Origin of the sequence: Paenibacillus sp. W2I17 (genome assembly GCF_030815985.1) — a bacterium.
Taxonomy (GTDB): domain Bacteria; phylum Bacillota; class Bacilli; order Paenibacillales; family Paenibacillaceae; genus Paenibacillus.
On the sequence record NZ_JAUSXM010000001.1, the window covers coordinates 2926299 to 2939136 of the forward strand.

At 47.6% G+C, this 12838-nt stretch carries 11 protein-coding genes; 7 read left to right on the forward strand and 4 right to left on the reverse strand.

Features of this window, described 5'->3' with window-relative positions; genetic code table 11:
* Window positions 1-92: 92 nt before the first annotated feature.
* Entirely contained in the window at window positions 93-596 is a 504-nt protein-coding gene (locus QF041_RS13030) for a GNAT family N-acetyltransferase (protein WP_289391572.1), read from the reverse strand.
* 107 nt (window positions 597-703) lie between these two features.
* Complete coding sequence (locus QF041_RS13035) at window positions 704-1804, reverse strand: peptidoglycan DD-metalloendopeptidase family protein (protein WP_307414506.1); 1101 nt, start codon at window positions 1802-1804, stop codon at window positions 704-706.
* Between the two features lie 220 nt (window positions 1805-2024).
* Here QF041_RS13035 and QF041_RS13040 point away from each other — a divergent pair, with 220 nt between their 5' ends.
* The 3 genes from QF041_RS13040 (at window position 2025) to thrS (ending at window position 7015) form a co-directional block, all read left to right on the forward strand.
* Entirely contained in the window at window positions 2025-2786 is a 762-nt protein-coding gene (locus QF041_RS13040; protein ID WP_307414507.1) for a response regulator transcription factor, read from the forward strand.
* The gene (locus tag QF041_RS13045) at window positions 2783-4543 is read left to right on the forward strand and encodes a sensor histidine kinase (protein WP_307414508.1); all 1761 of its coding nucleotides are present in this window, start codon (window positions 2783-2785) and stop codon (window positions 4541-4543) included. The genes QF041_RS13040 and QF041_RS13045 overlap by 4 nt, the downstream gene beginning before the upstream one ends.
* A gap of 471 nt (window positions 4544-5014) precedes the next feature.
* Window positions 5015-7015: a threonine--tRNA ligase gene (thrS, locus tag QF041_RS13050; RefSeq protein WP_307414509.1), complete on the forward strand. Its 2001-nt coding sequence runs from the start codon at window positions 5015-5017 to the stop codon at window positions 7013-7015.
* Window positions 7016-7027: 12 nt separating this feature from the next.
* On the opposite strand, the gene QF041_RS13055 is transcribed toward thrS, so the two are convergent.
* Window positions 7028-7891 (reverse strand): SDR family oxidoreductase, encoded by an 864-nt coding sequence (locus QF041_RS13055; RefSeq protein ID WP_307414510.1) that lies wholly within the window; start codon window positions 7889-7891, stop codon window positions 7028-7030.
* Between the two features lie 104 nt (window positions 7892-7995).
* Between QF041_RS13055 and QF041_RS13060 the strand changes: the two genes are divergently transcribed.
* The 4 genes from QF041_RS13060 (at window position 7996) to QF041_RS13075 (ending at window position 11061) form a co-directional block, all read left to right on the forward strand.
* Complete coding sequence (locus tag QF041_RS13060; RefSeq protein WP_076319141.1) at window positions 7996-8538, forward strand: hypothetical protein; 543 nt, start codon at window positions 7996-7998, stop codon at window positions 8536-8538.
* A 29-nt stretch (window positions 8539-8567) separates the two neighbouring features.
* Window positions 8568-9326: an MBL fold metallo-hydrolase gene (locus tag QF041_RS13065; RefSeq protein ID WP_307414511.1), complete on the forward strand. Its 759-nt coding sequence runs from the start codon at window positions 8568-8570 to the stop codon at window positions 9324-9326.
* A 542-nt stretch (window positions 9327-9868) separates the two neighbouring features.
* A complete protein-coding gene (locus tag QF041_RS13070; protein ID WP_036673079.1) occupies window positions 9869-10186 on the forward strand; it encodes a transposase in 318 nt (105 codons plus the stop codon).
* A gap of 11 nt (window positions 10187-10197) precedes the next feature.
* Window positions 10198-11061: an IS3 family transposase gene (locus QF041_RS13075; protein ID WP_307414512.1), complete on the forward strand. Its 864-nt coding sequence runs from the start codon at window positions 10198-10200 to the stop codon at window positions 11059-11061.
* A gap of 324 nt (window positions 11062-11385) precedes the next feature.
* On the opposite strand, the gene QF041_RS13080 is transcribed toward QF041_RS13075, so the two are convergent.
* On the reverse strand, window positions 11386-12597 hold the full coding sequence (locus QF041_RS13080; protein ID WP_307414513.1) for a PQQ-dependent sugar dehydrogenase: 1212 nt from the start codon (window positions 12595-12597) through the stop codon (window positions 11386-11388).
* Window positions 12598-12838 lie beyond the last annotated feature (241 nt).

A 12838-nucleotide genomic window follows, 5' to 3' on the forward strand; every position in this document is an offset into this window, starting at 1 on the left:
AAGAATATAGTTGAACGACAAAAAACCTCCAATCCTATAACCTGGGTTGGAGGTTTTCAATGTTCTTATCCTACGAATAAGAACGACGACACTTATATTTTTTTGCCCAAAATCGCCAGATCTCTATTCACACCATCCAACACGGCCACTTCAGGATAATAACCCCACTGTTCAAAACCATGCTTGCGCAATAACCCCAGACTCGGTTCGTTATGCCCAAAGACAAATCCGAGAATGGTCGTAATCCCAAGTGCAGGACACGCCGCAAATACCGTTTCGAGCAAACGTCCACCCGCCCCAATTCCCCGACATTGCTGATCCACGTATACACTGACTTCCACCGTTCCATTATAGGCAGGACGTCCATAGAATGAACTGAGACTCGCCCAAGCTACCACCTGTCCTGCCTGCTTCATCACCCAAAGCGGACGATGTTCCGGTGTATGTTCCTCGAACCAAGGCAAACGTTGCTCCACCGTCACCGGTTCCAAATCCGCTGTTGCCATACGGCCCTCAATAGTAGAATTATAAATTTCCACAATCCTCGGCAAGTCCTCCAGGCGTGCATATTCAATCTGCACATCTTCCAGTTTCATCGCTATTCCTCCATCATTCCAGATCGTTCTATAACCATAGAGGATATTATAATGGAAAATAGAAGCCTTCGTCATCCCTAACATTCTGACAGAGAATTACTCAATCATTACTCTGCCAGTCCCTGTATTGTGTTCCCACGCGTTAACTGCTGAGTCTGGTCTGCCCAACGAATGTTAATTGAGCGAGATGTGAACAGATCCGGGCCATCCGATACCTGGAAATGCAGATGAGCTTCACTGGAATTCCCCGAATTACCAAGCTCACCGATAAGGTCTCCCTGCTTGAGCTTATCTCCTTTTTTGACCGCAACACTGCCTTCCTTGATGTGTCCTGTGATGCTGTATTCACTGTTGCCATGGTCGATTACCACATAGTTACCAGCCGGTTCTTCCGGATTCATGACACCCGGTACATTGTCCGGTATATCGTTCTTGATATCGACGACAGTACCATCAGCAGCTGCATAAAGTGGTTCACCAAAAGCATAGTAGTTTTCGTTTGCCGTTGCATCACCTTGATAACTGGATTGCTCTTTGGTCCGTACGATATCCAGCGCATAGCGCTGCGTTTCGTGCTCATAATGATAGTTCGACAAGGCATCATTGCCTCCCCAGAATACATACCATTCCCCCTTCATCGGCAATTGAAATTCCGTTTTGGTGAATTTGGCATCCGTGTCCTCATGAGCTTGCAGCGGTTGGATCGAGAGACCTTCAATTTGATTTTCTTCGGAAAAATAGGCTCGAATCCCTTTGGTCCCAGTCTGATCCTTCCAGGCAACCTCGGTTAATTGATTCATTTTGGCGTCTACCACTTGCTCCCACGATTCAACACCCTCCAGAAAAGGATCAGCGGTCGTCTTGAACTGCTCAAGCGTTAACGTCCCCTTCAATTCCGGAGAGAACTGATTATAGATTGCATCCTTTGAACCGTTCATCAACGTATCTATGAAATTGTCCGGTGTTACCACCGCGCTCACCTCTGAACTTGAGTTCTGCTCCTGATTGGAGTTCTCGCTCGCTTCATTATTGGATGCCTGTTCGGCTGACTGCTGCTCTGCCTGGTCGGAAGTAATGGAATTGCTATTGCCGCAAGCAGACAATATCACACAAGCTCCAAGGGTAATCGCAAGCACCTTCCAGCCCTTTCTATTCTGTAATTTTGAATGTGTATTTTGTTCTGATTTCAGATGACCTTCTCTGTTCATTCTCAACATCCCTTCTGTTAATCGTTATACTTTCCAGTTAAGTGTACAGAATGAGTCTTATCCTTCGTCTAACCCCATCTTACATGTAGTTAAACTTGCAACGCCTTTTGAGGTTGTATAATTAAGATTCCGTTAAGATAGCTCATACGCTATACAGCCTTCTTGGATGGTATGATTAGCAATACACACAACGGAAGGATCAGGAGGTCATTTTTAAACTATGGATAACGTCTCATTACTGCTTGTGGATGATGAACAGGCGATTCTGCATATGCTCAAAACCGTTCTGCTCAAAGAGCAGTTTCTCGATATTGATACCGTTACAACAGGCGAAGCTGCCCTTGAGGCATGCAACAACAAGACCTATCATTGCATCGTGCTCGACATCATGCTTCCTGGCAAAAGCGGACTGGAAATCTGTCCTTTTCTACGGCAAGTCACCGATGCGCCTATCCTGTTTCTGACGGCCAAAACAACCGATTATGACAAATTAACCGGATTCGCCGTTGGTGGCGACGATTATGTTGCCAAACCCTTTAATCCTCTGGAAGTCGTTGCTCGAATTAAATCATTGCTGAAGCGTTATTTACCTTCTAAAACCGCAGCGATCTCGGACCACGTCCCATCTAACGTAAATACGTCATCTCCCAGCACATCGGAAGGCGTGTACAATTTTGGACGATTCCAGGTGCTGGAATGGGCTGGTGAGCTTCGGGTTGAAGGAGAATCCGTATCCTGTCCGGCACTTGTGTTTCAACTACTGCTCTTTTTCTGCAAACATCCCAATCGAATCTTCACCAAATCAGATCTATATGAGCGGGTCTGGGGCTCTGAAGCCATTAGTGATGACAATACCGTGATGGTTCATATTCACCGCATTCGGGAGCGCATTGAAGCCGATCCTTCCAATCCGGTGTTTCTCGTCAACGTCCGTGGTCTGGGTTACAAACTGATTCAGCCGGAACATGTGTCACGCCCATGAGTATTCGTCGCAGGTTAATGACCCGGTTTATCGGGATGCTTGCTGGTGCAGTCGTTCTTATCATCCTGCTTGGGTCTGTAGCCACTTACTGGGTCGTGCAAAAGGTAAATGAAGTGAATCTGGTAGATGATTTTGCTGCCAACGGTCTGGACCAATTAATTAATACAGCAGAGATCATGCCGGATGACACCATCCGATATGACCCCGAATTGCTGAAGCAAGTAGACAAAAATCAAGGCTGGCTCCAGGTTCTGGATGAACAAGGTTACGCCATTGATGAATATCACACACCTGCCGATGTTCCTATTCACTATAAACCGGGGGAATTGATTGCATACTGGGAAAGCCAGAGGCCGTTCCCTTATCAGATTGTCATGCTGATCCGGGAGAAAAACGGGAAGGAATTCACCTTGTTATATGGTGAGAGTAACCCGGCCAAGTCCTTAATGACTAAGATTCGTTCAGACCTTGCTTTCACCAACGGGAAGCTTGATCTTCAGCCCGACCAACAGGAGGCCCTCCGTGCCGCCAATGCTTATCTTCAAGTATTGGACGCGTCAGGAAGCGAACTCTCCTCCTATAACAAACCGGCCATGGGCGTACCTAGCGAATACACCATTCAGGAACTCGTTCTGCAAGTTCGCTATCCGAGTCGATCAGGTATGTCTGTTGCAACGTGGTACGACGAACAGAATGAAACTACCTGGCTGATTAGCATACCTAGTAATCCATTGGCGACCGGAAATCAAAACCCCTACAATTTTATCCTGGAACCGGCATTGGTCGTATTGATCGTGTCCATCATCATTCTGCTCATTTTGCTTGCCTTCTGGTATGCCAACCGATTCGGTTCACCCATGCTGCATATGCTCCAATGGTTACAGCGTCTGGAACGAGGACATTACGAGGAACCCGCCGGAGCCTTTGGAGTTCCTCGCAGTCAGCGTCGTAACGGAAAGTGGAAGCGAAAATACAACGTGTATGCTGAAGTGCTTCGCTCCATGCAGGCCCTGTCTCACACTTTGAAGCAAGATGAAGAACTTCGGAAACAGACTGATTCTCTGCGGGAGGAGTGGATTGCTGGCATAACACATGACCTGAAGACACCCCTCTCCTCCATTCAGGGATATGCTCATATGCTTGAGGCGGATAAGTATAGCTGGACCGCGGAGGAAGTCAGGGAATTCGCAGGCATAATGCTCGATAAGTCCATGTATATGGACAGGCTTGTCAACGACCTTGCCATGACCTATCGATTACGCAGTGGAGGATATCAACCTGTAGTGGAAGAGACAGACGTAAATACGTTGCTCGGTGATCTGATTCAGCGCGCAGAACGGAATCCGGCATATGGGGTAGGTCGCATCCTATTTCAACCTTCCGAAGTGCCTGTGTATGGACTTGTCCATATTCCGTCGTTTGAACGAATTGTGGATAATCTGACTGCCAATGCCCTTCTTCATAATCCGCCCGAGTCTATCTTGGTTGTCAGTGTGCATTCTGGTAAGCAGGCAGATGAATTCAGCATTCAGTTTGCCGATAATGGAAGAGGCATGGACTCCGAGACGGTATGGAAGTTATTTGAACGATACTATCGCGGTACAGATACAGGTACATCGGACGTTGGATCAGGGCTGGGCATGGCGGTAACCAAAGGTTTGATCGAAGCCATGAATGGTCGTATTGAGGTACAGTCCACCCCTGGTGAAGGAACGATCATTCGCTTAATATGGGATGGGCCGTCAGAAACCAATTAAAATATTCCGCTTGACCTTTCCATTTTCAGTCTATATAATCGACACTCAATAACACCTGTTCCAATATATTGATATTGAATGCAACACATTTCAGGATAACTTTAATGAGTTGATCTAACATATTTGGCGATGACCAGAGACATGATTTCGTTTGCGTGCTGCCCAGAGAGAGAGGGGATTGGTGAAACCTTCTTCAGCGAACGGACCGGAATTACCCCTCTGCAGCCGTGACCTCGAACCTCAGCATTTCGAACTTCCCTCGATGTTTGGCATGCTGCCAGTAGAGTTCACCGCCTGATCCCCGATAACGGATTCCAATGAGGGTTATGATGTTTTCTGTTCCGGCGGCTGGCCGAGAGCAGGGTGCACCATAACCAAAATTAGGGTGGAACCACGAGCCAAGCGCACTCGTCCCTTTTCCGGGACGGGTGTTTTTTGCGCTTTCATTTTAAGAAATGGAGAGTGGTTCACATGAGCAAACAAGAAAACAGTAACTCAGCAAGCAACAAATCAGGTAACGAAATAAACAGCCAAGCAAATGGTCTACAACAATCCGGTCATTCCATTGAGGTCCGTCTGCAAGGTGGCGCGGTACGTTCATACGAAGCAGGCATCACTGTAGGTGCGGTTGCCTCATCTATCAGCACAAGCCTGGGGAAACAGGCCATTGGCGGTATTGTAGATGGTCAAAATGTCGATCTCGATTGGGTGCTCAAGCAAGATTGCGAACTCGTTATCGTTACTTTGGACAGCGCGGAAGGTCTATATCGTTATCGTCACAGCGCAGCACATGTGCTGGCACAGGCACTCAAACGCATCTACGGTGCGGAACAAGTGAAACTGGGTATAGGCCCAGTCATTGAAGATGGATTCTACTACGATGTTGATCTGGAGCATGCCTTGTCCATCAGTGATCTGGCTGCCATCGAGCGGGAAATGAACAAAATCATTCAGGAGAATCATAAGATCAGTCGCCGGATCGTTAACCGGCAGGAAGCCCTCCGTATCTTCGGAGAGATCCAGGACCCCTATAAGCTTGAACTCATTCAGGATTTGCCAGAGGACGCCGAACTATCAATCTATGATCAAGGAGAGTTCTTCGATCTGTGTCGCGGTCCCCATCTTCCATCCACTGGTCGGATCAAAGCGTTCAAGCTGTTAAATGTGGCTGGTGCGTACTGGCGTGGTAACTCGGATAATAAGATGCTGCAACGCATCTACGGCACTGCTTTCCCGAACAAAGCCCAACTGGATGAACATCTGCACATGCTCGAAGAAGCGAAGAAACGGGATCACCGTAAACTTGGCAAAGAGCTTGAACTGTTCATGTTCTCCGAAGAAGCGCCCGGCATGCCCTTCTATCTGCCCAAAGGTATGACTGTTCGCACTGAACTGGAGCAGTTCTCCCGTGAGCTGCAATTACAGGAAGGGTATCAGGAAGTCCGGACTCCTCTCATGATGAACAACCGGCTGTGGGAGCAATCGGGCCATTGGGAGCATTACAAGGACAACATGTATTTCTCGGAAGTGGACGATGCCACTTTTGCACTTAAACCGATGAACTGTCCTGGACACATGCTGATCTTCAAAAATACACTTCATTCCTATCGTGAATTACCGATTCGCATGATGGAATTTGGTCAGGTTCACCGTCATGAATTCTCAGGTGCCCTGAACGGCATGATGCGTGTGCGGACATTCTGCCAGGATGATGCCCATCTCTATGTCATGCCAGAGCAGATCGAAGACGAGATCAATCAGGCGATCTCACTGATCGGACGTATGTACGATATCTTTGGGTTCGAATATAAGATTGAATTGTCCACTCGTCCAGAAGACTCCATGGGATCGGAAGAACTGTGGGATCAGGCGGAACGCGCATTGCAAAATGTTCTGGATCGTCGGGGCGTGGAATATCGCATTAACGAAGGGGACGGTGCCTTTTATGGACCGAAAATTGACTTTCATATCCTTGATGCGCTGAAGCGTAGCTGGCAGTGCGGAACAATCCAGCTTGATTTTCAAATGCCGGAGAAGTTCGACCTCACTTACATTGGCGAGGATAGCCTGAAACACCGTCCTGTCGTGATCCACCGTGCCATCTATGGTTCCATCGATCGTTTCATCGGCATCCTGACTGAGCACTATGCAGGAGCGTTCCCACTCTGGCTCGCACCTGTGCAAGTGAAGCTGCTGCCTGTATCGGATCATTACGCAGACTATGCACTCCAAGTACAGAGTCAGCTCCGCGCTGCGGGCATTAGGGTAGAAACAGATCTGCGCAGCGAGAAGCTCGGTTACAAAATCCGTGAAGCCCAGATGGAAAAAGTGCCTTATTCGCTCGTACTTGGAGAGAATGAGAAAAATGCCTCATCCGCCTCTGTCCGTGCATACGGTCAGGGAGATCAAGGCATCCAACGTATTGAAGCTGTTATTGAAATGATCCAGCAAGCTGTGAAGGCAAAAGTCTGAACCACATCCGCATCACAACTTCTCGTCAGGCTTTAGCCCCACCTGTTCTTCGCTCCATGTCCAGAAACGCTCAGCTGAAGCATCATCAACGGCATGTTTCTTCAGCTGCTGCTCTTTCTGTTGATAGAAGTAACGCCCGGTGATGCCGACAACTTCAGGGCTTGTGGCCAGATAAACAGCCGTTCGCGCCCCTTCTTCAGGGGACAGAAAGAATGGAAGTTTACCTGCAAACACCATAATGCGTGTGCCAAATCCGGTATTGCGATCTACGCCAATACTCGTTCCCACCGCACCAGGGTGCAAACAGTTCACTGTGACAGACGTACCCGACAGTTTGCGAGCCAATGCACGAGTGAACAGCACGTTAGCCAACTTGGATTGAGCATAGCTTTTGATCGGATTATAACCTTTGTGCAGATGTGGATCTTCGAAGTGGATTTTGCCGGCCTTGTACGCACCTGACGAAACGTTCACAACCCGTCCCTGCTTCGCAGCTTTCAGAGGTTCTATCAAAAGTAAGGTCAGCAGGAAATGCCCCAGATGGTTGATACCGATACTTTGTTCGAACCCATCTGAGGTTTCCTTCCGCTTAACCATCACTACCCCTGCATTATTAACCAGAACGTCAAGGCGATCATGACGCTCGCGGAATGTGCGGGCAAACTGGCGTATACTTTCGAGTGAACCCAGGTCACACAACATCAATTCAATCGCAGAAGAGCCGGACTGACGCACAGCTTCCTGAAGAGCCTCTTGTCCGCGCTTCTCACTGCGGCATGCCATGATTACGCGATATCCTTGTCTTGCAAGTTCAATGGTGGTTGCCAACCCCATACCTGAGTTAGCTCCTGTTACAATTGCTGTCTGATTGGACATGAGGTACTTCCCTTCTGAACCTGAGGTTCCGAAATTAGAGGCGCGACGACGGACAATATGAGATAATGATAGGATCACATCTCGGTTTCCATGGGAGGACAAGTATGCTGACCAAAGAAGATTTTAAAAAAGTTAAAAAACAAGCCAAACTTGAAATCGCACTACTCGAACAGGAATATCAGGAAATCTTGCAGAACGTTGACACTACGCTGTATGAAAAATACGGTATTTTGGACAAAGAAGAAACACGTGAGCTCACCCGAAAACGCAAAAATCGAAGATATGCTTCACTGGTCATCGAACTATGCGCCATTACTGAACAAATGTTACATCAACTGTATAGAGACGTATATCAGAAAAAGTTTAATTCGACCCAGCTGATGAAAACTCCTGCCTACCGTGCACGCTCCAACATGGAGATTATTCAGGCCGAACTGAGTAAAGAGTTCATTGCTCTGGAATCCGAAAAGGAACACTTCGCTGAAGCCCTTAGTCTGGTGTTTCAGACGAGGAACAAACTTGTTCATGATAACTTCTCGTTTGTCTCCATCGTTAAAGATGGCAGTAATGAAGAAGAAACGTTCGAAGCACTGCTCCATACCGTTAAAAAATATAGAAAACACTTAAAATACAATCGCCCTGAATAACAACAATCATCGCTAAAAAAGAAAAGGAGGTGTACCGGACTACGGTCCGGATCACCATGAGCCATCCATCAACTTCGATTACTGTGCTAAATCTCCAGATTCCCACACCTTCCGGGAACAGCCCCATATTCCCCGTCATGCTTCGTGACGAAGATGGGGTAACCCTGGTGGATACGGGCATGATTGGACAATTTGCCGAACTTCAATCCGCATTGGAACAAGAGGACGTACAGCTCCCGGACGTCAAACGTGTGATTATTACACATCAGGACATCGATCATATCGGTAACTTGGGTGCTCTTCTGGATGCCATCCCTGATCTGGAAATCTGGGCACATGCCGATGAGATTCCATATCTAACAGGTGAGAAACCTTTGATTAAATTCACGCCTGAACGTCGCGCTCTGCTCCCCGCGCCCGTTTTGGCACTGGCAGACCAACTGCTCTTGCAGCTGCCTGAAGTGAACATTAGTAGAACTCTGGCGGACGGAGACTTGTTACCCCTTCAAGGTGGTACACAGGTCATTCATACACCGGGACATACGCCAGGTCATATCTGCCTGTATTTCGGGGAGCAACAGTTCCTGCTCGCTGCCGATGAACTTCGTGTGGTTGATGATGAACTGGTTGGCCCTGCACCACAAGCGACACCGGACATGCCTGAAGCGCTGCGAAGCCTGAAGAAACTGACCAACCTTAAGCTCAATAAGGTTCTCTGTTATCACGGTGGCGAGTACATGAATGATCCGGCTCAGCGTATTGCCACACTTGCGGAGAGCGCAGAATAAGTAAAGAACGCGGACTTGTGAGTGCTTTTGAATGACAAAAGCATCCTATTAACGCTGTTTCTCTTCGTGCGGCATTGTGCGTTGTAGCTCATTCAAGATTAGGATGACACATACATTACAATCAAGGAGCTGTCCCAAATGTCATGAACTTGACAGGGACAGCTCCTTTGATTAATTAACCATGTGCATCTACTACTGCACTGGTGTTGACCGTATGGTAGCTCCTATTGCGCACGCTATGCATACAGTATGCACGCAGTATCTTATATTGAACTACGACATGTGCACAGTATCTTTCCCCTGCCCGTTTGGCAAAACAATTCACCGGAAAACCGTAACGTAAGTGTCTACTTATTGACTGAGGTCCGCCTCTAATGAATTGGGCACAGTCTAAACGCTATACTTGTTTTGTAACGAATCTCAGACACCCTATACGCAGTATTTTGAGTATCAAGATTTTCTAACGAACTTCATGGAGCTAGAATAAAAAGTGGACACCCGTTAACGGACGGAAGGATAATAAGACTAACGGAGGTGTCCACATGGGAGAACAGCGGCAACGATATAACGAAGAATTCAAGAAACAAACGGTCAAATTCATTCAAGAGCAGACGAAGACACTTGGAGATTTGGCAGAAGAACTCAACATTCCAAAAAGTACGTTGCACCAATGGATGAGTAAGTACCGCGAACTAAAACATGAGCCTGTTGCCAGTGTAGATCGAGTGAAGGAACTGGAAGCAGAGCTTCAAGAGATGCGCCGGTTGCTTCAAGAGAAAGAGCACACGCTTGCGGATACACAAGAAGAACTGGCGATTGTAAAAAAAGCAGTGCACATCTTCAGCAAACCAAAGAGCTAAGATTTCAGTTTGTGGAAGATCATCGCTCCGAGTTTTCTTTGGAGAAGATGTGCAGAACCTTTCAAGTATCACGGAGCGGATATTACAGATGGCGAATGGACCGAACCAGCAAGCGGCAGAACCGCAAAGACGAGGTCATGAAGCGTATTCGGTATCATTTTTACGACCACCAGATGCGGTGTGGAAGCCCTAAAATTACGTATCTGCTCCATTTAGAAGGGTTGCGAATCTCTTCCCGTACCGTCAGTATATACATGCGTCAAATGAATCTACGTTCTGTGGTCATGCCCAAATATCGCGTTCAGACGACGGATTCCAAACACGACCATCCCCTTGCGCCAAATACGCTGAATCAGCAATTTAAAACGTCCAAACCGAATACGGTATGGGTTACCGACATCACCTACATTCCTTGCCGAGGAGGTCGTCTATATCTGGCCAGCGTTCTGGATTTGTGCACACGTGAAATTGTAGGCTGGCGTCTATATAACCATATGGAAACCAGTTTGGTGATGGGTGCACTGGAGGAAGCTTACAAGGCCAAACGCCCCGCTCCGGGATTACTCCATCACTCGGATCGCGGCTCTCAATACACGTCAAAAGAATACGTGGAGCAACTAAAATCATACGGAATGGAATCAAGCATGAGCCGCCGAGGAAACTGTTATGATAACGCCTGTATTGAGTCGTGGCACAGTATTTTAAAGAAGGAACTCATTTACTGCAACCCTCGTTTTAAGGCACCGGAAGAGGCTTATACTGCCATCTACCAGTACATTGAGTTCTATTACAACCGCAAGCGAATGCATGGCGCGCTAGGGTATCTTTCCCCTGCTCGTTTTGCGATGAAATTTACGGACAAATCCGCAGCGTAGTGTCTACTTTTTTGACATAGGTCCACCAGACACCTTAGTTACTCATTACATTGGTTTTTCCGCAGGTTTCGAGTGAATTTTGGCATTATAGCGTGGCTGAGGTTCGTTAAATTCTACGATCTTCACCAAACCTCTATTTAAGGTGCGTCAGGTTCTTTAGAAAAATTTTATTTAGAGCGATTTAGATTCAGGGCACTTCAGGGCTTTAGCTCAAGATAAGCGGAAACCGTTCGTTTTAAACTTACTCCATTCGCTACCTTACGGCGAGACCGATTCGGTGCGACGCTGTCCTGCAACACTGATTTTCTCTCCCCTGACCCCGACTCAACTCTCCGGAGTAAGCACTATCAGCTTGTCATCTCCATCACGTGGCGATCCCCGTCCATCCCGGTTGTTTGTAAGCACATATAACTTGCCGTCCTCGCCAGCACTCACATTACGAATTCGACCCCATTCATCTTCGAAGATGGGTTCCACCTTCTCCACCTGTGTGCCATCTTCCGAAAGAGTAACCTTCAGCAACTGCTCTCCACGCAGATTTGCAGCAATCAGTGATCCAGCCCAAGGTCCTTCCTCAACAAAAGCTACACCAGACGGCGCCCATGTATCATTCCCACTATGTGCAAGCGGAGCCTGATATGCGCCATTGTCATCGTCGTCTCCCTCCACCTCGGGCCAGCCATAATTCTCTCCGGCCACAATCCGGTTGATCTCATCATGATTCCGCTGACCATGCTCAGTAGAATAGAGGTAACCGTTGTCCGGGTTCCATGCCAGTCCCTGTGCGTTGCGGTGTCCCATACTGTATACAGGTGAATTCGGCCATGGGTTGTCTGCTGGGATCGATCCGTCGAGACCTATCCGCAATATTTTACCTCCAAGACTATCTTCGTTCTGTGACAGTTCCGGTTCATAACGCTCACCTGTCGTGATATAGAGCAACTTGTCCGGGCCAATTTTGATCCGCCCACCATTATGATTTGTTCCGCCTGGAATGTTACCAAGCAACTCTTGATCTATGACCGCTTTGCCATCATTCACCTTGAGACGTAACACTCGATTGGCAATGTCATCGCCTTCCAGATAAGAGTGGTATGCATACAAGTAACCGTTCTCCTCAAAGTCCGGATCTGCTGCAAGACCCAACAAACCTCCTTCACCTTCTTCATTAAATGGGGCTGAGAATTCAATCAGTGGTTCAGAGGCTAGTTTTCCATCCTCAATGACTCGAATCGCACCAGGGCGTTCCGTTACAAACATCCGACCATCAGGCACACTCACAATCTCCCATGGTGCATTCAATCCTTCAACCAGAACAGAAGCCTGATACGGAATAACCGTCTCTCCCTGCGCTCCACTCTCATTTCCACTTGCACCGGTATTGCCTCCATTGGCTGTCTGTCCCTGACCGGTTCCCTGTCCCTGAGACGTCTGCTCTACTCCTCCCGTTGAGGGTTCGCCTGAAGAACATGACGCGGTTAACAGTGCCACACTTAATAATGAAGCATACAGCGGAACGGTTGCTCGATTATTCATGATTACATCTCCCTTCGCATATCGTTCTTTTGTATAAAATAATTAAGCCAAGCTTCAACGTATTGTTAATGGATTGCTCGCTATAGTTGTGGTGTTATTATTCATCTGTTAAGCGGTTTCGCCCTGTATTACCCTTCATACTCGCCGCTTAAACCGACAATTCAAGGGATTCTGGGGACATGAAATCACCACAGTTTGGAATTCCATCATAATCTTTTATAATAGAAGGATAGTATGAATG

What these genes read in the sequence shown, in the direction of transcription:
- QF041_RS13030 (WP_289391572.1), bottom strand. Translation starts at nt 596, where the DNA reads ATGAAACTGGAAGATGTGCAGATTGAATATGCACGCCTGGAGGACTTG.
- QF041_RS13035 (WP_307414506.1), bottom strand. Translation starts at nt 1,804, where the DNA reads ATGAACAGAGAAGGTCATCTGAAATCAGAACAAAATACACATTCAAAA.
- QF041_RS13040 (WP_307414507.1), top strand. Translation starts at nt 2,025, where the DNA reads ATGGATAACGTCTCATTACTGCTTGTGGATGATGAACAGGCGATTCTG.
- QF041_RS13045 (WP_307414508.1), top strand. Translation starts at nt 2,783, where the DNA reads ATGAGTATTCGTCGCAGGTTAATGACCCGGTTTATCGGGATGCTTGCT.
- thrS (WP_307414509.1), top strand. Translation starts at nt 5,015, where the DNA reads ATGAGCAAACAAGAAAACAGTAACTCAGCAAGCAACAAATCAGGTAAC.
- QF041_RS13055 (WP_307414510.1), bottom strand. Translation starts at nt 7,891, where the DNA reads ATGTCCAATCAGACAGCAATTGTAACAGGAGCTAACTCAGGTATGGGG.
- QF041_RS13060 (WP_076319141.1), top strand. Translation starts at nt 7,996, where the DNA reads ATGCTGACCAAAGAAGATTTTAAAAAAGTTAAAAAACAAGCCAAACTT.
- QF041_RS13070 (WP_036673079.1), top strand. Translation starts at nt 9,869, where the DNA reads ATGGGAGAACAGCGGCAACGATATAACGAAGAATTCAAGAAACAAACG.
- QF041_RS13080 (WP_307414513.1), bottom strand. Translation starts at nt 12,597, where the DNA reads ATGAATAATCGAGCAACCGTTCCGCTGTATGCTTCATTATTAAGTGTG.